This window comes from Aquibacillus salsiterrae (genome assembly GCF_028416595.1).
GTDB classification, from domain to species: Bacteria; Bacillota; Bacilli; order Bacillales; family Amphibacillaceae; genus Aquibacillus_A; species Aquibacillus_A salsiterrae.
This window is the reverse complement of sequence record NZ_JAMQKC010000022.1, coordinates 1-26,986: the sequence shown is the minus strand read 5'-3', so window position 1 is coordinate 26,986 and position 26,986 is coordinate 1. Positions and strand designations below refer to the sequence as shown.

23 protein-coding genes are annotated in these 26,986 nt (G+C 37.6%); 1 reads left to right on the top strand and 22 read right to left on the bottom strand.

The annotated features are described in order from the left end of the window. Positions 1–69 precede the first annotated feature (69 nt). The 4 genes from NC799_RS15275 to NC799_RS15260 form a co-directional block, all read right to left on the bottom strand. Positions 70–1,023 (bottom strand): arabinan endo-1,5-alpha-L-arabinosidase, encoded by a 954-nt coding sequence (locus NC799_RS15275; RefSeq protein ID WP_272447306.1) that lies wholly within the window; start codon positions 1,021–1,023, stop codon positions 70–72. A gap of 874 nt (positions 1,024–1,897) precedes the next feature. Then, positions 1,898–2,359: a hypothetical protein gene (locus NC799_RS15270; RefSeq protein ID WP_272447305.1), complete on the bottom strand. Its 462-nt coding sequence runs from the start codon at positions 2,357–2,359 to the stop codon at positions 1,898–1,900. Positions 2,360–2,534: 175 nt separating this feature from the next. Continuing rightward, a complete protein-coding gene (locus NC799_RS15265) occupies positions 2,535–3,179 on the bottom strand; it encodes a GAF domain-containing protein (protein WP_334313868.1) in 645 nt (214 codons plus the stop codon). A gap of 6 nt (positions 3,180–3,185) precedes the next feature. Beyond that, on the bottom strand, positions 3,186–3,386 hold the full coding sequence (locus NC799_RS15260; protein ID WP_272447303.1) for a hypothetical protein: 201 nt from the start codon (positions 3,384–3,386) through the stop codon (positions 3,186–3,188). 285 nt (positions 3,387–3,671) lie between these two features. Here NC799_RS15260 and NC799_RS15255 point away from each other — a divergent pair, with 285 nt between their 5' ends. Continuing rightward, positions 3,672–4,514: an aldo/keto reductase gene (locus NC799_RS15255; protein ID WP_272447302.1), complete on the top strand. Its 843-nt coding sequence runs from the start codon at positions 3,672–3,674 to the stop codon at positions 4,512–4,514. A 139-nt stretch (positions 4,515–4,653) separates the two neighbouring features. On the opposite strand, the gene NC799_RS15250 is transcribed toward NC799_RS15255, so the two are convergent. From NC799_RS15250 to NC799_RS15165, 18 genes are all read right to left on the bottom strand, one after another. Continuing rightward, positions 4,654–6,024, bottom strand: a complete 1,371-nt coding sequence (locus NC799_RS15250) for a hypothetical protein (RefSeq protein WP_272447301.1) — start codon at positions 6,022–6,024, stop codon at positions 4,654–4,656. A gap of 157 nt (positions 6,025–6,181) precedes the next feature. Then, positions 6,182–6,895: a sensor domain-containing protein gene (locus tag NC799_RS15245; RefSeq protein ID WP_272447327.1), complete on the bottom strand. Its 714-nt coding sequence runs from the start codon at positions 6,893–6,895 to the stop codon at positions 6,182–6,184. A gap of 6 nt (positions 6,896–6,901) precedes the next feature. Next, positions 6,902–7,081 carry a hypothetical protein gene (locus tag NC799_RS15240; RefSeq protein WP_272447300.1) on the bottom strand — a complete coding sequence of 60 codons (180 nt, stop codon included), beginning with the start codon at positions 7,079–7,081 and terminating at the stop codon, positions 6,902–6,904. Positions 7,082–7,548: 467 nt separating this feature from the next. Then, complete coding sequence (gene mmsB / locus NC799_RS15235) at positions 7,549–8,712, bottom strand: multiple monosaccharide ABC transporter permease (RefSeq protein WP_272447299.1); 1,164 nt, start codon at positions 8,710–8,712, stop codon at positions 7,549–7,551. After that, positions 8,696–10,246 (bottom strand): multiple monosaccharide ABC transporter ATP-binding protein, encoded by a 1,551-nt coding sequence (mmsA, locus tag NC799_RS15230; RefSeq protein WP_272447298.1) that lies wholly within the window; start codon positions 10,244–10,246, stop codon positions 8,696–8,698. The genes mmsB and mmsA overlap by 17 nt, the downstream gene beginning before the upstream one ends. Positions 10,247–10,316: 70 nt before the next feature. Beyond that, a complete protein-coding gene (gene chvE, locus NC799_RS15225; RefSeq protein WP_272447297.1) occupies positions 10,317–11,396 on the bottom strand; it encodes a multiple monosaccharide ABC transporter substrate-binding protein in 1,080 nt (359 codons plus the stop codon). Positions 11,397–11,636: 240 nt separating this feature from the next. Next, positions 11,637–12,827 (bottom strand): response regulator transcription factor, encoded by a 1,191-nt coding sequence (locus tag NC799_RS15220; RefSeq protein ID WP_272447296.1) that lies wholly within the window; start codon positions 12,825–12,827, stop codon positions 11,637–11,639. After that, the gene (locus NC799_RS15215; protein ID WP_272447295.1) at positions 12,820–14,628 is read right to left on the bottom strand and encodes a cache domain-containing sensor histidine kinase; all 1,809 of its coding nucleotides are present in this window, start codon (positions 14,626–14,628) and stop codon (positions 12,820–12,822) included. Before NC799_RS15215 ends, NC799_RS15220 begins: the two co-directional genes overlap by 8 nt. A 21-nt stretch (positions 14,629–14,649) precedes the next feature. Then, entirely contained in the window at positions 14,650–15,645 is a 996-nt protein-coding gene (locus NC799_RS15210) for a substrate-binding domain-containing protein (RefSeq protein WP_272447294.1), read from the bottom strand. 168 nt (positions 15,646–15,813) lie between these two features. Next, a complete protein-coding gene (locus tag NC799_RS15205; protein ID WP_272447293.1) occupies positions 15,814–16,830 on the bottom strand; it encodes an NADH:flavin oxidoreductase/NADH oxidase in 1,017 nt (338 codons plus the stop codon). Positions 16,831–16,964: 134 nt separating this feature from the next. Further along, positions 16,965–18,140 (bottom strand): sugar ABC transporter permease, encoded by a 1,176-nt coding sequence (locus NC799_RS15200; RefSeq protein ID WP_272447292.1) that lies wholly within the window; start codon positions 18,138–18,140, stop codon positions 16,965–16,967. A 12-nt stretch (positions 18,141–18,152) separates the two neighbouring features. After that, positions 18,153–19,673, bottom strand: coding sequence for a sugar ABC transporter ATP-binding protein (locus NC799_RS15195; RefSeq protein ID WP_272447291.1), 1,521 nt, complete (start codon positions 19,671–19,673; stop codon positions 18,153–18,155). An 83-nt stretch (positions 19,674–19,756) separates the two neighbouring features. Continuing rightward, positions 19,757–20,866 carry a sugar ABC transporter substrate-binding protein gene (locus tag NC799_RS15190; RefSeq protein ID WP_272447290.1) on the bottom strand — a complete coding sequence of 370 codons (1,110 nt, stop codon included), beginning with the start codon at positions 20,864–20,866 and terminating at the stop codon, positions 19,757–19,759. Positions 20,867–21,213: 347 nt separating this feature from the next. Further along, positions 21,214–22,299: a sugar ABC transporter substrate-binding protein gene (locus NC799_RS15185; protein WP_272447289.1), complete on the bottom strand. Its 1,086-nt coding sequence runs from the start codon at positions 22,297–22,299 to the stop codon at positions 21,214–21,216. A gap of 33 nt (positions 22,300–22,332) precedes the next feature. Further along, positions 22,333–23,868 (bottom strand): response regulator, encoded by a 1,536-nt coding sequence (locus NC799_RS15180; RefSeq protein ID WP_272447326.1) that lies wholly within the window; start codon positions 23,866–23,868, stop codon positions 22,333–22,335. Next, on the bottom strand, positions 23,843–25,309 hold the full coding sequence (locus tag NC799_RS15175; RefSeq protein WP_272447288.1) for a sensor histidine kinase: 1,467 nt from the start codon (positions 25,307–25,309) through the stop codon (positions 23,843–23,845). Before NC799_RS15175 ends, NC799_RS15180 begins: the two co-directional genes overlap by 26 nt. Further along, entirely contained in the window at positions 25,306–26,283 is a 978-nt protein-coding gene (locus tag NC799_RS15170; protein WP_272447287.1) for a sugar ABC transporter substrate-binding protein, read from the bottom strand. The genes NC799_RS15175 and NC799_RS15170 overlap by 4 nt, the downstream gene beginning before the upstream one ends. 304 nt (positions 26,284–26,587) lie before the next feature. Then, positions 26,588–26,986, bottom strand: a 399-nt coding sequence (locus NC799_RS15165) for an FGGY-family carbohydrate kinase (RefSeq protein WP_272447286.1), incomplete at its 5' end; no start/stop codon positions are given.

Genomic DNA, 26,986 nt, shown 5'->3' with positions numbered 1-26,986 from the left:
TTACAGAAATTGACAGGTAACGCCCATGTTGTGTAATTACCGCTTCATCTCCCCATTGGTTTAGTTGCATTACTTTTTCAAATATGGCCAACCATCTGTGCACCAGTATAACGGCCTAATTTGCAAGGTTGGTTTTCCCTCGTTCAAGGCATCATACGCATGATTGACGAGAAGGGAAGATTCCCCATCATGAGCAAAGTAGACAGCACAATGCCCAGGCCCAATCCAACGATCATCCCCTTTATCAACCAAAGTTCCACCACCAGCGAGCATCGAGACGCGATCTTTGTCAATGTAAGGTCCAGTAATATCCTTCGCTCTTCCAACAACGATATGGTAGGTACTATCTACTCCCCGACAACAAAAATCAAACGAAACGAACTGATAATAGTAACCGTTACGATAGATGATAAATGGTGCCTCAATACTATTTGGCGCTTCGGTTCGACTAGAAATGGATAAAAGCTGTGCACCTTGCTCAGGCTTCATTGTTGTTGGATCTAATTTAACCAATTTGTTGCCTGACCAAAAAGAGCCGAAATTTAACCATGGTTGACCTTCGTTGTCGACGATTAAATTTGGATCAATTGCGTTATAGTCATCTGCAGCTGTGGAATGAATGACATACCCTTCGTCTTTCCACTGATAGTCAGGATTGTTCACATCAAGGGTCGTATTTGTTACTAATCCAATTGCAGACGTATTTTTACCAAATGTAGAAACAGAATAATATAAATAGTACACCCCATTATGTAATGAAATATCCGGTGCCCATAGACTCTCATCTTCTTTTTCCGGAACATATTGTTTACTCCATTCCGGTAAACTTGCAAAAATAGAGCCTTCCGCCTTCCAATTCACGCCATCTCTTGACGATTTGATTTGCACACCACGGCCTGTATGAAAAACATACCATGTGTTCCCCTCTTTAGAAATGACTGGATCGTGTGCCCATAATTGACCAGTTAAATTCCAGTCCATCTCATAAAAATTTACTCCTTCAAACGGTTTAGTGTTAAACATAAAACATTCTCCCATTCATTGTTATTATAAGAAAAGCGAAAGCGCCTTGCTAGACCCGACAGGCATAAGACAAGACCTGACGTGGCGTGGTGGTCTTTGCCACAGAAGGGATTGACTTAAGACCTCAGGCGGGCTAGGCGCTGGAGCTAGTCAGAAAGAAAAGCGCTAGTCTCGCCTTGATCACCTCAGGGAAAGCTTAGCCTCGTAATGGCTGGAGAAGCGGGAATTCACTCTTTTCTGTCCGAATTCAGCCTCGATTCGGACTCAATCTACTCGGATTCGCTCTTTCCTGTCCGAATCCAACCTCTATTCGGACTCAATCTACTCGGATTTGCTCTTTTCTGTCCGAATCCAACCTCAATTCGGACTCAATCTACTCGGATTCGCTCTTTTCTGTCCGAATTCAGCCTCGATTCGGACTCAATCTACTCAGATTCGCTCTATTCTGTCCGAATTCAGCCTCGATTCGGACCAATCTACTCAAATTTAGTCTTTTCTGTCCGAATTCAACCTCGATTCGGACTCAATCTACTCGGATTCGCTCTTTCCTGTCCGAATCCAACCTCGATTCGGACTCAATCTACTCGGATTCGCTCTTTTCTGTCCGAATCCAACCTCTATTCGGACTCAATCTACTCGGATTCACTCTTTTCTGTCCGAATTCAGCCTCGATTCTGCGCTTGGAGCTAGACAGGTCTTGAATTTTTTATACTTTATTATCTTTCAATGAAAAGAGCATTTCTCCTGCCTGAAGAATTGCTCTTTCTTTTTATAGTCATCATTTTTATTCTAACTTCCGTCTTTTACACCACCTATACTTCTAGTCGTAACCACCTTGTTGTGTCAAAAAATAAAGAAATGGTAAACGCAGCGATTATGTACTTTTCTCCATATCGGTGTATGATGCTGCATAGTCCAGTATCAGCGTCAAAATAAGCGCTGTAAATATAAGTAGCATAAAATAAGCAAATAATGTACCCGACATGACTAATAGCATTCCAAACATTATAAGCTGCAGATAGCCTAATATAGCTTTTAACACAACATTGGATTTGTCACGCTCGTCATTACATGTCACTAAATTGCAAATCCCTATCCACAACAGCAACGCACAAGATAGGAAGTACATGACGAATGGCAACAAAATATTTGAAAAAAAGCCAACCTCCGGATTACTATCCATTAACCCATAACCATCCATAATAAATGTTATAAAAGACATGTTTGCAATATCTCCAGATAGCTTTTGGGCAACAATAGCTAATGACAAACTAACAACAATTGTGACTAGCTGCGAAACATGATCACCAAAAATTTCTTTCCCGATTTGAACCAAAGAATACACCTCCTACCTCCAATCTATTAAGTTTAATAGATAAATAGACCAATTTTTTTGATACCGCCTATCACCGTTCGTCCAAACTTTGTCGAATAAAAGTTGTTTAAACGTTTGAACAGGGTCAGACGCTGCATGAACACCACAGATTCTGACCCCAAATCTAGTACTAAGACTAGTCTAGTTTATTCTTTCTTTTGATTTCTACCCCCGTTAAATGTAATGCCCTTTCAAGATTTGTGCTAAATAAAGGGTTACCTAACTCGTGATAAGCTGACAATGCATGCCTCGCAAATTCAGGGCGCATTCCGGTAAAGATTACTTGTATGCCGACTAGGCTTAAAACATTAACCATCTTTAACATTGGTTCTGCTTCTTCATTTTCTATTTCACTTGCACCTGATAGATCAATAATCAAGTAGTCTAGATTCAATTGTTGACTTTCTTTAACAACAATTGTTGTCACCTCGCTAGCCCTTTCTTCTCGCAGCTTACCGACCAAAGGCAGGATGGCCACCCCTTCACAGATAGGTACAATCGGCGCCGATAACCTTGTAATCTCCTTATAGGCATCGTCGACCTCTAACACATAAGAAATCATACTTGCTAGATTGACAAATAGTTGAATATCTTTCTCAGTAAAGTTATAAGGTTTATCATCCATCCCACACAAAGTCCCGAATTTTTTTCCATTTTTAAAAACAAGTGGAACCCCTATCAAACATCCCCCGCCGAAAGCTTTGGTGACGTCCATATCCTTTGTCATTTCATTCTTATTTAAATCAGGAATAACGAGTGGTTCCCGACCACCCTTTACAATAAGTACTCAATACGATTGTTGAAATTCAATTTGAAATCCTGACTCAAGAAGGGTATAGTCTTTATTTAATACTTCCAATATATCCACTTGATAGCCATCATTTTTCGCAATAAAAAATGTATTAATCCCAACGAAATCACTCAACAAATCGAATATACTATGGGATGCTTCTTCCAAAGATCGAAAATGCATTGGTTGCTCAGCCATTTACAAACCTCCTTTACTCTTGAGGGTGGGTATACAAAAAAATATGTACAATAAAGCAATAATAACATAAAAGCTTAAAAATGATGGCTTAATTACTCAGCTCTATATGCTTTCCACTTTTTCATCCAAAAGGAACGGTGGTAGTCAATCCGAGGGAATGAAGACCAACGTAGTCATGTCTATTATGGCTCCTAGCAAGCATTTCAACCAACTTGGAAGCGTTTCATTTGTATTTTTTTTAAATTATGCGAAAATTATAAGGAGACAATCAAAAGGAGGTAATTCATGATGGTAAAAAGTTTACAAGATACAACAACTTTACATAATGGTGTGAAAATGCCTTGGCTAGGATTAGGTGTGTTTAAAGTACAAGACGGCCAAGAAGCAGTCGATTCGGTGAAAGCTGCCATTAAAAATGGGTACCGGAGCATTGATACTGCTGCTATTTACAAAAACGAAGAAGGTGTTGGCCAAGGTATCCAAGAAGCTGGTGTTGCTCGCGAAGAACTTTTTGTAACATCGAAGCTTTGGAACAGTGACCAAGGCTACGAATCGACTTTAGCTGCTTATGAAACAAGTTTAAAGAAGCTAGGCTTAGATTACCTAGATCTTTATTTGATTCACTGGCCAGTTCCAGCACAGGGAAAATTTAAAGAATCATGGAAAGCGATGGAAAAGTTATACAAGGATGGGAAAGTTCGAGCAATTGGTGTTAGCAACTTTAAGGAGCATCATATTGATGAATTACTAAAGGATGCAGAGGTTAAGCCAATGGTCAATCAAGTGGAATTCCATCCAAACTTTGCTCAAAAAGAATTGCGTGCATATTGCAAACAGCATGGCATCCAATTAGAGGCATGGTCCCCACTTAAGCAAGGAGAGCTGTTAGACAATCCAACATTGAAAGAAATCGGTGAAAAGTATGGTAAATCACCTGCCCAAGTAATTATCCGTTGGGACCTGCAAAGTGAAGTGGTGACCATTCCAAAATCAATTAAAGAACATCGGATTATCGATAATGCTAACGTCTTTGATTTCGAACTAACAGCAGAAGACATGGCAGCAATCGATGCACTAGATACAAACCAACGCGCCTTCGCTGACCCAGACGAATTCAACAAAATATAATTAGAAAAGCGCAAGTTGGGACGTAGCTAAATTTACTTGTTACCTACATCAACTGATCTTATCAGCAAAAAAGGGTTCAAGAACAATACTTTTGTTCTTGAACCCTTTTATCGTTACAGTAATAGGGCTCCACACCGATTTATATCTCTACTTTTTCCAGTTCATTTACAAAAGCAGGTTTTCGCTCATAGGTACGCTTCAGTTCCGCTACCAACTCAGCAAACGTTGCATCCCCAAATGCGGAATGAAATCTTTTTAACTTCTTACAAACATTGCGGTATTGCTTCCTATTCCCTGCTGCCTCTGCTTCCTTTTGCAAATAGGCAGTAAAGATTTCCTCCGCCCTATCCGGGTAATCATCCAGCAAGTATGGATAAAGGTCCATAATCGTAATCGGTGACTTTTCACAATACAAAAGAAGTTTATCTGTTCGATTTTCTTCTTGAGCAATATACTGATAGACATTTGGTAAATAACGATCCCGCTTTTCAAACGTGTCAAATAATTGTTCAACGACCGTTTCCCATTCCTGTTTTGAACAAAGATCTTTTAATTTCGCATAAGACTCGTAGTCATTGGCATAAACAAAATCAAGCAGAAGCTCCTTTTGTTTTTCCGTGTCATCCTGTCTTTCATAGATCTGTAAACGATAGCTCTTCCAATCCTTTACGAGACCGGGATACATACTGTCATTCTTTTCCCCATCCTGACAAAGCTTTAATGCTGCATCAAAATTACTTTCATCTAATTCCTTTTCAATTGCCATTTTTCTAAAATCACTATATTGTAAATTTTGGTAAATAAACTGACCCACTTGATCAAATTCACCATTCGTTTCCATCACTTTCAGTTGTAGTCGTCTAATTGCCTGTTGCTCATAATTAACCGACCAAGAGGCTGCTTTGCTAACTTGACTAAGAAGTTTTTCCAATGTTTCCTCTAGTTTTGTCCTAATAGACGGTCGACCAGAATAGATGGTACACACCTCTAATAAATCAAATCGGGTATCGCTAAAGCCATCGTAACGCTTCTGCATTGCTTCCTTTAAGATAAGCTCAAAACTTTTGTCTTGAACATGGTAATCCTTAGAAACAAGAACTAACGAAGATGCATCCTTCAGCAGGGAAATGCTCCTATTTACCACAAAGCCGATCTCACCGCCAGAATCGTCCGTGTACTGGAGCATATCCATCACCATCGATAATACAGTTAGCCCTAACTGGATTGCTGTTTCTTCTTCCCCATTAACAAGCTTTGTTCTTCCTTTACCTAGAACCATATCAGCTCCTTGAAGTGATGCATGAACGTTTCTCCAAGAAATATACCCTCGCCATTTATTTTCATTAATGTACTTCCGAATTAGTTGTTTACTAGCTTTCACCTCATCGTCAGGGGAAATTAACTTATATTCTAGCTTTTTTTCAACATCCTCATCCCCATCAATAAGATACATAATCAATTCAACCAACTCATCTTTTGAAAGCTTAGAAATCTTGTTATGTAAATCCAACTGTTAGCTCTCCTTCCAGAAAAGCAGTTCTTTAGTCTAAGTTTACGAAAGCCTTTAGCATCGTGCAATGGGCAAAAATACCAATATTCAGATTTTTAGTCGGTGCATGCTCGTTTGTATAATTTTTTCATGCTAAAGGGTGTTCATTCCCTATCATTTACATGGAATCAAAGTGCAAACAATTTTTCCCTTTCCCTTTAGCCCTATACATCGCGTTATCAACTTTCTTTAACATATCGTTTAACTTAGTTGGATGCTCCATTTTCACGATTCCGATAGATGCAGAAATAGAAACAGCATGGCTAAAGTTATCCCATGTTGACAAGCTATTTAAGATAAGGCGTGCGTTTTCCCTCATTAAGAAATCGTCTTGCTCGCCTGGAAAAAGGATAATAAATTCGTCACCACCTAAACGAAAAACTAACTTACTACTACTTAAAGATTTCAAACGATGACCAACTTCTATTAACACTAAGTCACCAACATCATGCCCATACGTATCATTTACTTCTTTAAATCCATCTAAATCTATTAGCATGACCATTCCTTTATCGACATTTTCCATCCGATCAACTAAATATCTTCTACTATATAGTTCTGTTAATGAATCGAGTTGAACTTGTTTTTCTAACTCAATGACATAGCTAAATAAGTTCGAAAACCTTTCAAGTATATGAATGTCTTTTTCCGTAAAATGCGATGGGGCACTATCAATTGCACATAATGTTCCAAACATCTCGCCATTTTGATAGAAAACAGGCACACCTACATAAGAACCTATATTAGCTTGCTTTGTAATCGATAAATCTCTTGTAAGTGGATGTTTAGAAGTGTCATTAATTAAAAGTGGTTCACGACCACCAAAATAAATTCTTTGTCAGTAAGAGTCCTCAATCTGAAGTTTCTGACCTTCAGCAAGATTAATCATACTGTTTTGCCCCTCTAATGTTTTAATAACAGTAAGGGTTCCGTCATTTATTTGCGACAAAAATAAGGTTTTATCCTCGAAATATCCACTGACTAAGTCTAATAAATCAGAAGCACCATTATAATTCATATTCCTCACCTTTTTCGGTCATTTTGCCTTAACATACATCAATATTAATCATTCGTGGATTAGTCAACATACGCTTTTACTTAAATCACACTATTATCTATTTATTTTACCATGCTATCTAGTCAGAAATCTGTAAAAAAGGTGAATATCATTTACAATTTAATAGGGGGTACTTGCCTTTCGTGATTACACAGAATTGATTCGATTGTTTTTGCAACTATAGTAATTAACACTGGTCCTAGCAGAGTGCTAACGGAAATTCCAAATTCACACGAGAACGAGCGGCTTGTTCAGCCTTTAGGGAGACAGCTGGGGGGACATCTTTAAATTTTCTTTATTATCACGCTGAAGCTGGACGTGGCTGTCGCTGAATGTTATCCATGCTAGGATTTTTTGTACCTTCTTACCTTATAAAAAAAGACGGTCCCTGAGCCCAAAAACTGGGCCACAGGTGAACCGTCCTTATCTTACTTTCCTGCTCTTTTTTTATTGAATACGTCGAATCCAACCGCAAGTAATAATACCATTCCTTTAATGGCCTGTTGCCAGTCAATTCCAATTCCAATCAACGACATCCCATTGTTCATGACACCCATTACTAAACCACCAACAATAGCACCAATAACAGTACCAACCCCGCCGGACATTGATGCACCACCAATAAATACGGCAGCAATGGCATCCAACTCAAGCATGTTACCTGCTGAAGGTGTTGCGGAATTTAATCGAGAAGCAAACATTAAACCAGCTAATGCTGCAATGATGCCATTATTGACAAATACCCAGAATTCTACTCGTTTTGTTTTAATTCCAGATAAATCAGCTGCTTTTTTGTTACCACCAGTTGCATAAATATGGCGACCGGACACTGTATTTTTCATAATAAATGTGTAGATAAAAATAAGCGCAAGCACAATTAATAATACGATTGGTATCCCTTTATTTAGTGCTAATTTATAGGTGAACCAGTTTATCACATATAGTAACAGGACCAATTTAGTTACCATAATCCACATTGGCACTACTTGAAAATTATAATTTAACTGCCTTTTTCGTTTATTTATTTCTAGGTAAATTAAAAAGATAGATAGAATTACAGATAAAACCATCGACAATATGTGGAAGTCGCCACTACCTATATTTGGTAAAAATCCACTACTAAACATTCCAAACGAATCTGGAAAAGGAGCCAAAGATTTTCCATCGAGTAAATATAGCGTAAGTCCTCTAAAGATCAACATGCCCGCTAATGTAACAATAAAAGAAGGAATACCAACATAAGCAATCCAAAATCCTTGCCAAATCCCAATGATTGCTCCGACTACTAAGGATAATATGATAGCTAACCAAACTGGTACATTATTGTTTATCATCAGTACCCCTGCAATCGCCCCAACGAAAGCAACAACAGAGCCCACTGATAAATCAATATTACCAGTTATAATAACTAAAACCATCCCTACAGCAAGGACCAATATATAACCATTTTGCAAGATTAAGTTTGTCAAATTCAATGAATTGAACGTTATACCACCTGTTAAAACCCAGAACAGCGCTGTGATTAAGACAAGGGCAATAATCATTCCGTATTCACGAATATTATTTCGAAATAAATTAATTAGTGTTTGCACCGTTCGCACCTCCAAATCCAGTCATATACCGCATCACACTTTCTTGGTTCGCCTCATCCCTTGTTAACTCTCCAGTAATTTTACCTGCGTTCATAACATAAATACGGTCTGAGAGTCCAAGTACTTCGGGTAATTCGGATGAAATGACCAATACACCCAAACCATTTGCTGCCAACTCATTAATTTGCGAATATATTTCAAATTTTGCACCTACATCAATTCCACGTGTCGGCTCATCCAAAATTAATATGTCAGGCTCGGTAAATATCCATTTTCCTAATACAATTTTTTGTTGATTACCACCGCTCAAGTTTCCAGCAAGCTGTTCTAAAGTAGGTGTTTTAATGTTAAGCTTCTCACGCAAATAAAGCGCTTCCTGAATCTCTTTATTTTCATCAATAACAGTATTGTTAGAGACACGTTTTAAATTAGATAAAGTAATATTTCGTTTAACATCGTCAATTAGATTTAGTCCGTATGTTTTCCTATCTTCTGAAACATAAGCAATTCCATATCTAATTGCATCACTAACTGTATTGGCTTCAATTTCTTTCCCATCTTTCAGTAGTGTTCCTTCAATCTTTTTCCCAAAAGATTTACCAAAAATGCTCATGGCAAGTTCTGTTCTCCCTGCCCCCATTAAACCTGCAATTCCAACAATTTCACCACGACGAATGTGGATATTGATATTATCGATCATTTTCCGATCACTATGTTGAGGATGGTATACGTTCCAGTTTTTCACTTCAAAAACTGTCTCGCCTATGTTTGGTACCCGGTCTGGGAATCGACTAGTTAATTCACGACCAACCATACCTTTAATGATACGATCCTCAGAAGCTTTTTCTTTTTTTGTATCGATGGTTTCAATTGTTTGCCCATCTCTTATAATAGTAATTGCATCAGAAATACTCGATACCTCGTTTAACTTATGAGAAATCAAGATTGAGGTAATTCCTTGTTTTTTTAACTCTAGTAATAATCTTAATAAGTTCTCACTATCATTTTCATTTAAAGCAGCTGTTGGCTCATCAAGAATTAATAGCTTAACATTCTTAGATAATGCTTTAGCAATTTCAACTAATTGTTGTTTTCCAACACCAATATCCATAACTGCTGTCTCAGGTGACTCTTGTAATCCAACACGATCTAGTAACTCTTTTGATTGCTGGATTGTCTCTTGCCACTTGATTATGTTACGTGAGTGGATCTCATTCCCCAAAAAAATATTTTCTGCAATCGATAAAAAAGGACTGAGGGCAAGTTCTTGGTGAATGATTACAATACCCATATTCTCACTCTGTTTAATGTCTTTAAAATGTGCTTCTTTTCCCTCAAAATGAATACTTCCATCATAGGAACCAGTCGGGTACACTCCGCTTAACACTTTCATCAAGGTAGATTTTCCTGCACCATTTTCTCCAACTAATGAATGGATTTCCCCTTTTTCAACTTTCAAATTAACATTATCTAATGCTTTTACACCAGGAAATCTTTTCGTTATATTTTTCATTTCAAGAATGTATTTAGACATACTTTCACCACCTTTTTTCACATTAACCGAAGAAAGGATAAAGTGGTGACAAAGCCACCACTTTATCACTCTATTTTAAATCGTCTTCAGAGTAATACTCACTTTCAATAAGTACTTCTTCATAATTATTAATATCAACTGAAACAGGATTCACTAGATACGACGGAACAACTTTTTCGCCATTGTCATAAGTTTCTGTATCATTAACTTCTGCATCCTCACCATTTAAAATTGCCTCAACCATGTTTACCACTACTTTAGCAAGTTCACGGGTATCTTTGAAAACAGTTTGGGTTTGTTCTTCAGCAATAATTGATTTAACAGAAGCTGTTTCAGCATCTTGTCCAGTAATGACAGGAAGTGGTTGGTCATTAGAACCATACCCAACACCCTTTAATGCTTGGATAACACCACGACTGATTCCATCATACGGAGATAGTACAGCATCTACTTGTTCCTCATCTGAGTAGGCCTTACTTAAAATGTTTTCCATTCGATCTTTTGCCTTATTCCCATCCCAACGCATTGTTGCAGCTTGTTCAAATTCCGTTTGTTCACTCTTGACAACTAATTTGCCATTGTCAATGTACGGTTGAAGAACAGACATTGCACCGTCCCAGAAGAAGTACGAGTTATTGTCATCAGGTGATCCACCAAATAATTCAATGTTAAACGGTCCATCTTCTTCTTTTACATTTAAAGCGTCTACAATATATGAACCTTGTAGTACTCCTACTTGAAAATTATCGAAGGTCGCATAATAACTTACATTTGGTGTTCCCAAAATTAATCGATCATAGGATATAACTTCAATATCTTGATCTGCTGCTTTTTGAAGAACGTTAGTTAACGCAGTTCCATCAATAGATGCAACTACTAGAACATCTGCACCTTTTACGATCATATTTTCAATTTGCTCAACCTGCTTATCTACTTCATCTTCTGCATATTTTAGATCAGTTTTATAGCCAAGATTCTCTAACTGCTCCACCATATTTTTTCCATCATCTACCCATCTTTGGGACGATTTTGTTGGCATTGCAATACCAATTAACTTATCATCAGATCCTCCTGATCCAGCAGCATTGCCACATGCAGTTAAAACTAATATAAAACTAATAAAAAGTGCTAATATACTGAGTCTTTTCACAAATAGTAACCCCTTTCATTTCTTTTATTTATCCTTCTAAAAAAAGATACCACCTAAGTGAATGAAAGGCTTTACATTAAATTAAACAGTTTTTATAAAAATTTGAATTATACAATACAAAACAACAAAAAAACACTATGGAATGATACAGAACCACCCACCCACCCCCCGAGTTGTTGGTTACTATAATTTCCCTAGCGTTTTTACTTTGCTCATTTATCATGAACCATACCACTCACTCTATTTAAATTGTTTTGGCGATAACCCAACCACTTTTTTAAAAGCTGTACTAAAGTAATGCTGTGAATCATACCCAACTTTTTCAGCTATTTCCCTTATTGTCATGTCTGTCGTCTTTAGTAGATCGATAGCTTTGTTTATTCTAATTTCACTAAGCAAACTTACGTAGGAAATCCCTAATTCCTGCTTAACGATTCGACTTAAATATTCCTTTGTCACATGAAACTCATCAGCAACTTTAGCCAAATTCATCGTTGAATCATGATAATTTTCATTTAAATATTGTTGAACTCCCTTAACAATTGGGGAAACCTGTGACTGTTTTTCAACTTCTAATTTACTCCGTTCATACACTCGGTATATGTCTGTTAACTTGATATTTTCCATCGTTTCGAGATGAGAATAGACATTAATATTCAAATAAGTTCGAATAGCTGCTCCAATTTGAGCCACTTGTTCTACGCTAATGGAGTCCCATAAGAAAACATTTAACAAATAGGACCTATCTCGGAATATTGCTATTTGGTTAGATTCTAACATTTCTTCAATGATGTTCTCAATCGCATACAAGAAGCTCTGCCGTTGATGTTCCTGAATCATTGTTTGATTTAAGTGGTAATCTGGCCATTTGATTGCAAGATGTTGGACAGGCACTACTTGTGGGAGCTTTAAAAATTGTAATTGTGCCTCAATTTCCTCTTGTTTCAGCTTACCATCGATCCAATCCTGGAAAAACCTTGTCTTTAACTGGCTATGATTCTTGTTAATTTGTTTCGTTGCTTGTTCCAAATAATTCTGATGGTTCATTTCATCTTCTAATTTTCCTTTTAAGTCTTCGATTAGCTGATTAAGTTTTTCTGGATTTACTGGTTTTAGTAAATAATCTACCACCTGTAGCCTAATTGCTTCCTGTGCATTACTAAAATCATCATACCCAGAAATAACGACCATTTTGCAATGTGGTAGTTTTTCTTTTAGTTGCTTCATTGCATTAATCCCATCAACAATAGGCATATTTAGATCAATGAGCAAAACATCGATTTGATGTTCAACGGCAAGTTCAACGGCTTCTTCCCCGTCTTCTGCTTCGCCTACGACTTCCATACCGTTCTTTTCCCAATCAATTGAGGACCGTATACCATCACGAATAATAAATTCATCATCTGCAATAAGTACTTTCCATTTACGCATTTGGCCTCTCCCCCTCTTTCAAGATTGGTAGCATTAGTTCCACTGTAGTACCTTCTTGTTCTTGACTATCAATTTGGATCCCGTAATCTTTGCCAAAGGCTAACAATATACGAGCCTGTACATTCAGAATTCCGTATCCTTTTTTTTCTTTATCATCCGTTTGGCTTTCAGTTCTTTCAACTGCCTCGTTTAACGCCTGTCGCATTTGATGAAGTTGACCTTTTGACATCCCAATGCCATCATCCTGAACAACTATGATAAGTTTATCTTCTTTTTCTTGAACAGAAACTAAGATATTTCCTGGACCTCGCCTTTGTTTTATACCATGGTAAATTGCATTTTCAACAATCGGTTGTAAAATAAATTTAAGCACATAAAGGGATTTGGCTCGCTGGTCGACGTTGATTTGATAATTTAATTTTTCACGATACCGCGTTTTTTGAATAAGTAAATAACTTTCTATATGCTCGAATTCACTATCGACTGTTATCATATCTCTTCCTTTACTTAAACCAATTCTAAATAGTTTTGCTAGCGATTCTACCACTTCAGCCACTTCATCTGCATTTTTTCTTCTTGCCATCCACTGAATCGTATCTAATGTATTATAAAGAAAATGCGGATTAATATTTGCTTGAAGACTCTTAAACTCTGCTTGCCGCTTTTCTCTCTCATTTCTTTCCGTCACACGCATTAATTCATTGATTTGACTTAACATTTTATTAAAACTCCGCCCTAACATTCCTATTTCATCGTAGCGATTTTCCTCATAGCGGACATTTAGTTTACCAGCTTCAGCTTTACGCATAAATGACATTAACTGAGATATCGGACTTGAAATTGAATTCGCAAAAAAATAGGACACCGGTATTCCAAAGAACAAAATAAGCATGATGAAAACAATTAAATAAAATTGAATTTCTCTAATCTCAAAAATTGTCTCCTTGGTAGGAAATACTCCTATTGTCGTCCAATTAGTGAATGGCGATCGTTGGTAAATAAATTGGATTTTTTCGTTATTAATTTCCTTTGAAAAAGAACCAGAATTTTCGCTGGTAAACAGCCGATCCTCCGGTAACGCTTTGATTAGGGGATCATCTGGTTGATATATCGTCTCATTTAATCCATCCACCACCATTAAATACCCCGATTTACCTAATCGAACATCGACCAGCGTTTCAGCGATAACCCTTAGCTTTAAATCTATTAGAATAACACCCTGAACCTCTTGTGAAAACGGATCAATGATTGCCCGAACTGCAGTTACTACCTCATCGTTTTTATAATTTACTAATGAGGAAATGCTTCTATTCGTTGGTTGTCCAATAATTGTAAAAATTCCTTTGTTATTAATTGCTTTTTTATACCATGTTTCTTTCGTAAGGTCACGGTTATTAGGAACTATAAGTTCATTACTAATGTAGTTTCCCTGATTGTTAACTACTAGGATACCTGCTACTTCTGGTGATAGTGTGGTGAATTTACGAAGATACCTCTGTAATTCGTATTCTGCATCATCTAATATTTGATCGCTACCCGTCCCCAAAAAATCAATTACTTTTTCATTTGAGCCAATATAATAAGTGATACTTTGCATATTATTCATATAAAATTCAAGTGTTTCGTTGACCTTACTAATCAGTTGTAGAGTGTTTTCATTGACTTGTTCCTCAACAACTCGCTTCACTGTCCAGTTGATTAGTAGCCCCAAGCACAGAATTGGAATAATTCCAATAATTAGAAAGTGAGAAATCAATTTAAATCTAATCGGTATATTATTTATTTGTATCCAATTCCTCAACTAAATCAATCCTCACGAAATTTATTTTGGATAAAAATCATCCACATTTTCTTCTGTTACGATTGTTACACCTGTGTCGAGATAGTTTGGTAGGGGCGAACCATTTTCCTCATCTTCGACAATCCCTTTATTAAGATGAAATAGAAATTGAAGCGACCAATATCCCATCTTCCAAGTTCCTTGAGCCAGTGTAGCCGAAATGATACCCTCATCAATCATATCAAGTGTTCCTTTATCTGTATCAAAACTAATGATTTTAACAGAATCCATGATTTGATTGTCCTTTACTGCTTGACCAACTCCTACCCCACCGTTTGCTTCGGTAGCGAATACCCCTTTTAGCTCAGGGTATTGTTCCAACATATCTTCTGTCACCTGTTTCGATTCTAGTTGGTCCCCTCTTCCGCTTTTGATTGAGACAACCTCCATGTCTGGATAATCCCGAAAGATAGTATCTTTAAAGCCCTGTGTCCGTTCCTGGTGATTTAATTGGGACAATTGTGTAACAACCCCCACTTCTCCCTTTCCACCTAGAAGCTCAGCCATTTTTTTTGCTGCCTCAACTCCCGCATTGTAATTATTTGTCCCTAAAAAAGAATACGCTTTACTGTCCGGTGCATCTGCATCAAACATGACAACCGGAATACCTGCTTCGACAGCCTTATTAATGACTGGATTTAATGCTTTTGGATCCATTGTTGAAACAGCTATACCGGCAGGCTTACGAGCTATAACCTGTTCTAGCACAGTAATTTCTTCATTAACATCATACTGTGTAGCGCCCCTGTACTCGACAGATACATTCAATGCTTCGGCTGCATCTTCAAAACCTTTTAGTGCCCGTTTCCAATAATCAATGCCGACTTGAAACGTGACCATCACATAGGTTTCATCCATGCTTCCTTGAAATTTCGATTCTGACCATTGTCGTGTGGTTGCAACATCCGTTTGATATTTATAAACATATAAAACAAATAATCCGATTAACAACAAATAGACGAGGAGAAGTTTTTTCAATTTTGTAACCCCTTCCAATTCACAATATCTAAAATCTATTCTCTAATCCAAAATAATTTCAGCCCAATTCCTGATAATGATCAACCTTGTTATATAAAACTAAGATTCCAATAACCTATAACATTTGGCGAACGAATAAAGCCAGGTACCTGTACCTGGCCTTACCTGCTATTTAAGATGTTCCTGATACACACCTGGAGCCTGATATTCTTGGCCAAGCTTAATTGCTGCATGGTGTGCCCAATACGGATCATCTAACATCCCCCGACCAACCGCAACTAAGTCGGCTTTCCCTTGTGCTAACACCTGATTAGCAAGGTGTGGGTCATCGAGCTTTCCAACTGCAATGACAGGAACGCCAAGCTGTGTACGAATCTCATCTGCATAAGGGACCTGGTAACCTGGTTCTGAACTAAACTGTGTGAGTAATGGCCCTTCACCACCTGAGGAAACATGAAACATATCGACACCCGCCACCTTAAAACGCGTACACATCTCAACAAGGTAGGCTAAGTCATAACCACCGTCAACATATTCGTTTGCAGAAACGCGCATGATTAGTGGCATTTCTACTGGCATTACCGCTTTCATGGCCTCAATTACCTCTACTCCGAATAATGCACGGTCCTCACCATATTCATCCTGTCGTTGATTGAGGTGTGGAGAAAGAAATTGGTGATGTAAATACCCGTGTGCTCCGTGCAATTCAATCGCATCAACGCCTGCATCAACAGCACGTTTTGTCGCAGCTTGAAATTCACCGATCAATCGCTTGATTTCTGCTTTCGTTAGTTCATGAGGTACTTTTGAACTTTCCGAATAAGGAATGGCAGACGGAGCTACCGGCACTTCAGCATCTTCTGCTTTTCGTCCTGCATGAGCAATTTGGATACACGTTTTTGCTCCATATTGCTTACATTGCGTTATTATTTTCCGAAAAGCTTCTGTATGCTTGTCCGACCATAAACCTAAGCATCGGTCAGTAATACGTCCATCTGGCTCAACATTCGTCATTTCAAAAATAATAAGTCCGGCACCACCAACCGCTCGACTTACATAATGAACATAATGCCATTCATTCGGAATACCGTCCTCAGCTGTTGCCTTAAATTGGCACATTGGCGGCATAACCACTCGGTTTTTCAATGCTAGACCTTTATAAGAGAACGGTGTCATCATATCCATATCAAAATCTCACTCCCTGTCTTCGTCTCATTTTATTTTATCATAATTATATAAATGGGGATGGCGATTAATTTACTAAACAGGGGCCAAGGCTTCTCATCCCTTCCGGACAAGAAGCCTTGGCCCCTTAGTAATTACGCTTTTTGTTTACGTGTCATGACGTCGAAGATAACTGCCAGCGCAAGAACTCCACCACGAATCATGTACTGTGGTGCAATACCTACACCCATTAAGTTCATACCGTTTGTCAAGGTTGCCATAACAATAGCACCAATCACAGCACCAGTAACTTTACCAACACCACCTGCTGCAGATACACCGCCAACGAAAGCTGCAGCAATTGCATCAAGCTCAAATAAGGTACCAGCAGTTGTAGTTGCTGATTGCAAACGAGCTGTAAATAGAATACCTGATAGTGCAGAAAGCATACCCATTGAACCGAACACTAAAAATGTTATTTTACTAACATTAATACCAGTAAGGTGAGCAGCTTCCGGGTTACTACCAACTGCATAAATATGACGCCCGACCACTGTCTTTGTTGTTATAAAATGATAAACAAAAACAACAAGAAGGATAATAATAACTGTCCAAGAAAAACCGTTGTAGCCTGCCAACAACCATGTAATATAGGCCATAATTGCTGAAACAAATAATAACTGTAAGACAAAGATTGGTTTTGATACAACTTCGAATTCATATTTAATCTTATTTTTACGATTGGAGATGGCACTATAAATATAAAATATGATTCCCAGTGCACCAATAATTAAAGAAAGTAAATGCAACCCACCTACTTCAGCAATGGATGGAATGTAACCATTTCCGATTGCGTTAAATGCATCATTGTCAACAATTATTGTACCAGTCTTTTCAGTAGCAAGTAGGATAGCGCCACGGTAAATAAGCCAACCGGCTAACGTTGCAACAAATGCCGGAATTCCAACTTTAGCTACTAGAAATCCAGTGATTCCACCTGCACAAATTCCAAGAACCAAAATAATTGGAATAACAATATATACTGGCAGTCCGTATTGCATCAATAGAATCGCTGCTATTGCTCCAAGGAAACCGGCTAAGAATCCAATTGATAGGTCAATATGTCGGATAACAATAACCAACATAACACCGACTGCAAGAACAGCAATATACCCAGCAGAATCTAGTAAGTTACTAATATTACGTGAAGACATAAATAATCCATTCGTTAAAAATTGAAACGTAATCATAATGACAATTAATGCAATATACATTCCGTAGTCACGGATGTTAGTCTTTAAAAGTCCTTTCAACTCGTTAATATAATTCATTCGTTTTACCTCCTATTGCGTCGCAAGCTGCATAATCTTTTCTTGATTGGCTTCTTCAGATGATAGTTCCCCTTTTATTTCACCTTCTGCCATAACATAAACGCGATCGCTCATACCAAGAACTTCACCAAGTTCCGATGAAATCATGATAATACTCATGCCTTTATTTATTAATTCATTCATAACCGAATAGATTTCGAATTTAGCACCAACATCAATACCACGTGTTGGCTCGTCTAAGATTAGAAGTTTAGGCCCTACAAATAGCCATTTCCCTAAGGAAACCTTCTGCTGATTACCACCACTTAAGTTACCAACAAGTTGCAGCAAGGTTGGTGTTTTAATACCTAATGATTCTCGGTAACCTTGTGCTATGACAATTTCTTTATTCTCGTCTACAACACCAGTTGCAGACAGTTCTTTTAAATTACCTATTGAGATGTTACTTTTTATATCCTGTAGCAAAAATAATCCATCGCCTTTTCGATCCTCTGTTACATAAGCAATTCCTGCTTTTATTGCGTCGCTCGTATGTTTGAATTTGGTCAATTGACCTTCTAACATTAAGTCACCTTGAATCTTATAATTTTTTGCATTTCCAAATATACTTAAAGCAAGTTCTGTTCGTCCTGAACCCATTAATCCTGCTATACCTACAATTTCACCCTGCTTTACGTGCATGTTCACATTGGCTGCAACGTTTCTCCCTAGTTTTGGATCGTAGGCTGTCCAGTTAGTTAACTCTAAAACATTCTCACCAAGTTGTTTTTTCGGTCGCTTTGGATAGATATCTTCAATTTCTCGACCAACCATGTTTCTAATAATGTTTGCTTCGGTAATTTCGCCTTTTGAACTATTTAATGTGCAAATGGTTTCACCATCTCGAATTACCGTAGCCTTATCAGCTATAGCAATTACTTCTTTCAATTTATGTGAAATCATAATGGAGGTAATGCCTTGTTTTTTCAATTCGAGTAATAATTGTAATAAGTTCTCACTATCATCTTCATTAAGAGCAGCAGTGGGCTCATCCAAGATAAGTAATTTAACTTCCTTGCTCAATGCTTTTGCGATTTCAATTAATTGCTGTTTCCCCACTCCTAAATCTTTGATTAATGTTTCAGGATTTACTTTTAAACCAACTTTGTTTAACATTACTTTCGCGTCAACAATAGCTTTATTCCAATCAATCTTGCCTTTGTTTTGTATTTCATTTCCAGCAAAAATATTCTCATAAACTGATAAATCAGGAAAAAGTGCTAACTCTTGGTAGATGATTGCAATCCCAACGTCAACGCTATCACTAATTTTGTTAAACTGTTGTACTTCCCCATTAAAAACGATGTCTCCAGAGTATGCGCCATATGGATATACACCACTAAGCACCTTCATTAGCGTAGATTTACCAGCACCATTTTCACCTACTAGAAAATGTATTTCCCCTCGTTCAACTTTAAAATTGACATTTGAGAGCGCCTTAACACCCGTAAACTCTTTTGATATCTGGTTCATTTCTAAAATATAATCGCTCATCATTCTGCCTCCTTAACCAGACAACTAGGGAAAAGTGTTAGATTTTAAATCTAACACTAATTCCCTTGAATTCTATTTATCAATTATTCTAATCCAGTAAATTCACTAGCTTCATAGTATCCAGAATCGATAAGTTTTTCTTTAACATTTTCTTTATCTACTACGATAACTTCTGTTTGTTTCGCCGGAACATCAATACTTCCGTTATTGTAAGAACCAGTTGTTTCTGGAGTATTACCATCTAATACTGTTACTGCCATATTCATTGCATCAGTAACTAGAGTACGGACGTCTTTAAACACTGTCATTGACTGCTTGCCATCAATAATGTATTGAATAGAAGCTTTTTCGGAATCTTGACCAGTTATTTTATAGCTAGTTACATCACCATCAGATCCGAATACGTCTGAAATGGAACGAGCTGTTCCGTCATTTGGTGCTAAGATTGCAACATCGCCTTTTAGTTCGGCACTAGCTGCTGTTAAGTTTGTTTGCGCTTTATTTTTTGCTTCATTTGGATCCCAGTTCGTTGTTATTTGTCCTAGAATTTTACCCATTTCATCACGAGATAGTTCCGCTTTATCCTTTAATGCTTCTGCCTCTGATGAATTTGCAATTACAAATGTGCCATCAGCGATTTTTGGTTGAAGTACGCTCCATGCCCCTTCAAAGAATAAGAATGCGTTGTTATCAGAAGATGCACCAGCATATAAGTAAAGAGGAACTCCTGTGCCTTCTGTGTTGTCGATTAGATATTGACCTTGCTCTTTTCCTACTGCGATACTGTCAAACGTTACATAGTAATCTACTGCCTCTGTATCAGTGATTAAACGATCGTAAGAGATGACAGTGATTCCTTCTTCTTTAGCAGCTTCTACCGCAGAACCAGCAGCTGGCCCGTCTTGTGGAGCGATAATAAGTACATCGATACCTTTACTAATTAATGTTTCTACGTTTTCCTTCTCTTTAGCAGAAGACCCTTGGCTAAAAAGAATTTCAGTTGTATATTCGGAATCTTCTAAAGCAGCATTAAATCTTGCTTCATCTTGAACCCATCTCGGCTCATCCTTTGTTGGTAACACGATACCAATACTAAGCCCGCCTTGACTTCCACTATTACTACATCCTGCAATTAAAAGTACTGTCATAATTGCAACAGCTAATACAGGAATAAATTTAAACCGTTTTTTCATATTTGTTGAATCCCCTTTCAAAACTTGTTGTAATTGCTTACAAGGTAAATATATCATCGAAGCATTCACATAAAAACGGTTTCTTATAGTACTATTTTGTTATCCTTCTGTATTTTTTTAATATAGTAAAAATTTACTAGAAATGAAGAAGCCAAATTTCAAGATTAAGAAAAGCTCCTTTCTAGACTAGTCAGGCATAAGATAAGCCCTGACGTGGTGGTCTTTGCCACAGAAGGGCTTGACTTATGACATCAGGCGGGCTTGGCGCCCGGAGCTAGACAGCTCTTGGATTTTTCAAATAAAAAGAAACTTGATTGAGACTCAAGTTTCTCTGCTCCATTTTCAACTCATTGTTGACCACGAAAAACGTCTTCTTTCGTGTGAAATTCGTCTGCAATAACAGTATCATTTATATTTGATTGCTCAACAGCAATCGGCGACAATAAAATCGATGGTACATCAATTCTACCGTTATTAACTTGCTTAACCGTTTTAACATCCTCTCCTCTTGCTAGTTTAACAGCTAGATTTGCCGCCGTTTCCGTTAATGCTTTAATGGGTTTATAAACGGTCATTGTTTGTGTTCCGGCAACAATACGCTTGACTGCAGCTAACTCTGCATCCTGGCCAGCAACAGGAATTTGTCCTGCTAATCCTTGTTCCTCAAGCGCTTCAACTACAGCACCCGCTGTTGCATCATTTGCTGCAATAACCGCATCGATTTGATTCGCACTTACTTCTAATGCAAGCTTCATATTTTCTTTAGCGTTACTTGGCAGCCAATCTTTCGTCCAATCGTCAAATACAACGGTTATCTTACCTTTATCGATTAATGGCTGTAGTACGCTAAAAACTCCTTTTTTAACCAAATATGCATTGTTATCCGTAACAGCACCTCCGATATACACGTAATTCCCTCTAGGCACAATACTTGTGATTGTCTGCGCTTGTAGGACACCTACTTGTTCGTTATCATAAGAAACATACATATCGAGTTCTGCATTTTTCACTAAGCGGTCATACGCAATTACTTTAATTCCAGCTTGATGCGCTTTCTTAACAATAGCTGCCGTTGATTCAGCGTTGTGTGGTACAATCACCAACAGATCAACTCCTTGACTGATCATCTTTTCAGCTTGCCAAACCTGCAAGGCATCATCACCGTTAGCGGCCATAATCTTCACTTCTGCACCTAATGCTTCTACAGATTCTTTAAAGAGCATTTTGTCTTTTAGCCATCTCTCTTCTTCCAATGTGTCCATTGCAAAACCAATTTTAACCTGTTCTGGTCCTGTTATAACGTCTTTAGAATCACTAATTGGTTGTAGTGGTAACTTTGTATTAAGATTCTGATCCTTTTCACAGGCAGAAAGGATAGTACCTAGTAGGAATAAAAACACTCCTATATTTAGTACAAAAAACAAACGTTTCAATCGGCTCAGATCCTTTCCCTATTATATAAACCGTTATGCCTCATGCAACTTCTTCCGGTAGTCAGTTGGCGAGACGTGACAAATCCTCTTAAACACCTTACTAAAGTAATTAGGGTCATGGTAACCAACCTCGAAGGTGATTTCCTTTAACGTTTTTTCCGGATCTCTCATCAGTTTCTTTGCCTTATCAATCCGACATTCTGTTAAGAAGTGTATATAATTAATCCCGAGCTGCTCTTTGAAAAGTTTACTTATATAAATTGGGCTCAATCCTACTTTTTTGCCGATTGCTTCTAATGATATATCTTGATGGGCATGGTCGACAATATATTGTTTGATCTGTTGGATGGTATCAGCCTCTAGCTCCGCATTACGCGTTTCATATGATTGCCTCATTCTCTTGAGCAAATGGCTTGTCTCACCGCGCAGTTGCCGGTAGTCGGTAGCATGAAAGGAATACAACGGCGCATCTAGTTCTACCCCCATTTCACTTAGTACACGGGAAGCAATCCAAAAAAGCTCCATTACACGCTGTTGTGTTTGTAATAAGTTTGTACCTTTTAACTCTAATTGATCAATAAATCCAGCAAAACTTTTGAAAATATCATTCCACTGACCACTACGTATTAGTTCAAAAAATTGCTGTTCATTTTTCTTGGTCGTTTGTTCATCAAATCCAGGAACAAGGGCAGGTAAATCATTATAAAAGCGAAACTTAACTGGCAGGTCTGTATCTCTTGTTGCAATTAACGACTCTTGATAGGATAGTCTGATTTGATCTAAGGACTGATAGACATTTCCAATCCCAATAAACCACTCCGTATCTTGACCAGATTTAACTAACGAGAGGAGATCACGTGCTAACAAAGTTGCTTGGGACCTAAATGATAGATCATCATTACGGAAAATAATCATTGGCAGTTGCCGACCATAAAGGGCACCAACCCAACCACTTCCTGTCTGCCTAATATGATCTCTGATTGTAGAATAATATGTTTCTGAACCCAGTGGAAGGAGCAGGCTCATAACGAATTTTTCCTCCGTTACTTTGATTTCCAATAGCTCAACCAACTCTTCTAGATGAACTTCATGAACATGATCAAATAACAATTGTGTCACGATATCCGTTTCAAATAAAGACATTGCCTTTTGCAATGCTTCCTGTTGGAAATTATTTCTTTTTAGTGACTCCCGCTCTTCTTCTATTTTAGATAGGACTTTTCCTACTATTTCTACAATTTCTTTCGCCCTGCTCGGTTTCACAATATAGTCTCTTACACCCAGTTTCATTGCCTCATGGGCATAATCAAATGTAGCAAAAGCAGTTACCATAATAAATTTAATACGGGAGTTGTCAGCACTGATTTTTTCGATGGCTTCTAGACCAGTAACACCCGGCATTTGAATATCCATAAACACTAAGTCTGGTTGGAATTCTGTCGCTAATTCAATGGCAATTCTTCCATTTTTCGCTTGTTTTATTTCAAGATTGGAAAAATTGTGTTCTAAAATAATTTGTAACCCATCACGCTCAACTGGCTCGTCATCTACTATCATTATCTTGATGATTTTGATCAACTCCCTTCTCCTTGTAAATATAGATCGTCACTTTTGTTCCTTTTCCTAACTCACTTTCGATGTTCATTACATCTTCTCTGCCATTAAAAAGACGGAGGCGTTTCATTACATTACTTAAGCCAATCCCAGAAGCATGACCTTTAGATAATTCAGGCTTGTCCGCCAAAAGTTGTTTCTGCTTTTCTTCTGTCATACCTGGACCATCGTCTTCCACCTCTACCTTGACCCTGTCCACGTCATCCTTAATACGGAACCAAATAACGCCACCTTCTTCTTGTGGCTCTACAGCATAGATTACTGCATTTTCCACAATTGGCTGTAATGTTAGACCCGGTATTTCGATACTTAGACAAGACTCATCTATTTCTTTATAAAAGCTCAGTCTATCTGTATACCTTGCTTTTTGAATTTCAATATATTGCTGTAATACTCGCACTTCATCAAAAAGCGTCATCGTCTTATCTAAGTGCTTCAAGTTATATCTAAGTAAACCAGCAACATCAACAAGTAAATCACTCGTTTCTTCTGATCCTTCCATATATGCCTTTTTTGATAGAGTATTTAATGTGTTAAATAAAAAATGAGGATTAATTTGATTTTGCAAACTTCGCAATTGGCTTTCTTTTAGAAGCAATTTACTTTCTTGTAACTCTTTTTCAAGCTCTGCTTTTTGATGGATTTCAGATATAAGATTATTAATATTGATTCGCATTTGATCAAACATTTTTGCTAAAAAGGCAATTTCATCCTTAGAATCTACTTCTACTTTTAAATCAAAACGCCCTCTCGATAGTGCACTTGCTGCACGTGTTAGCTTCTCCACTGGTTTTGTAATGCGAACTGAGAACCAATAAGTAAAAAACAGTAGAAGTGTTGAGATTAATAGTAGCAACCAAATTCCAAGTTTAATTAACTCTTTCGATTGATTAATGATGCCTCTGTAAAAACGGTCATATGTCTTCAGTTCTTTATTAATTAGTGTGAGCGTCATTTCCGATATATAGTTAGAAATATTGTTCGATTCAGTAAATGCAGTATTCGAGTTCTCCGTTTGTTCTTCGATTTGAAAAGCCATCGAACGTTGAGTTGCTTCCACAAGACTTTCGATTAAATTAACGTAGTTAGTTAAGGCTAACTCATTTTCGACATTTGTAAAATCAGCAATCTCATCCTTCATTTGTACTATTTCTTCTCTTTTTTGGTTAATTAATTGTTGATTTTCTGATGAAGGAAAAATCAGGTGATTGTTCAATGCTGTTATCATTTCCTGGCTTGAACTTGTTACTTCATTCATAATTAAATACCGTTCTAATATATTGTTATATTGGTCTTGCATTTTTTGATTGTAATAAATAAGCGAAATCCAAATGACTGACATAACTAAAAGAACACTTAACGCGAGCACCCATATCTTTTTCTGAATACTATTCATTGGACGTCCTCCTGCTTAACCATACGTATATCCGTTAAGTAGCCTTTTAAATCTAGTGGAAGCATTTCCCCACTTAGCCATTTCATGACCAAGGTAACACTAAGTTCACCCATCATTTCTGGAGATTGCTCAATCATTCCATCAATCTTACCTTCGCGAAGAAGTGATAACGGTACAGGGTCATCGTCAAATGAATAGATATAGTACGGCTCCACTTTTGAACGTCTTTCAATTTCCTCTACCATATCCCCGGTGAATTTAGCATTGACGGTTATTAACGCATCAATGTTTGGATGTTGATTCATTACATTCTTTGTCGTCTCAATTACTTCCTCTCTCCTATCTCCTGTTACTGCCTCGATTAATTCAATGTTTGGATAGCGACTTAGCAAGTCTGTGATTCCTTCTAAACGTTGGGTTTGGTAATATTCATTTCTATTATCAATCAAGAGGACAACCTTGCCCACCTGGCCCATGTCATCGATAAGCTGCTTTGCTATGATTTTCCCAGACCGGTATTGATTAGAACCAACGTATGTCCTACGAAGACTTTCTGCCATCGGTACATCGTTCGCTACAGTAATAACAGGGATTCCATAAGCGGCTGCCTTCACTTTAGTAAGTTCCTTGAATTCATCCGTATCTAAACCTTGAACAATAATACCATCTACCTTTGAATAGATCGCTATATCAATTTTCTTTAGAAAATCTTCCTGGTTATTTCCAATACTCCCCCATACTTCAAGCCTTGCTCCTTCTTCCTTCGCTTGGTTTAATGCCCCTTCACTAACCTTGTCCCAAAAAGGCGTGTCCAGCCCTTGTGTAATTAAAATAATTCTATTTTTAATCTCAGCTTGATCCGTTGACTCTGGCAACTGCCAATTACTACGAAAAACTTTAACTGCTGATACAATTGTAAAATAAAAAATAGTAACACAGATGATGGCAATGACTAATACACTAACTTTGCGCATGAGGGCTAACTCCTTTATCGTCAGTAAACTATTTTAAATTATAACAAATATTTGATAAAAAAATCTGTTTTGAAGATGGTAGTAATTACTAACTATTTTCTTCGTTTCATCAGTCCTACCACTTCGGTAGACGCCCTGTGCTAGACAGCTCTTGGATCTTTTTTTTGCTTTCTTATCTTTTAAAAAAAAACGGTTGTTGTGCCTCACTCTTCTTAGCGTGAGACACAACTACCGTGTTAATTTATGGCTCTTTTCGAACCGGAAATTGATCTTCTATATCAACCATCTAACAGAAAACAAACCGTTATTTCAAATTATCTACGGCCGCACGTTCAATAGCTAGGCCTTTGGTATATCGTTCCATAAATTGCGCAAAGCCATCTACATCTTTCGGATTAGGGGAGATCGTTTCACCTGCTTCATCACCGAATATTTTCTCATTTAAATACTCATCTAAAATTTCACCATCTTGTTTGTTCATCATATAAGATGCAAGCAAGGCAATCCCCCATGCACCACCTTCTCCAGCTGTTTCCATTACAGTGACAGGAACATTTAGTGCGCCCGCCATGATGATTTGGCCAACACCTTTTGTTTTAAACAAGCCTCCGTGTCCTAGAATTTTGTCTAGCTTGACACCTTCTTCTTTTAGTAAAATATCCATGCCTAGCTTCATCGCACCAAGCGCTGTAAACAAATGAAC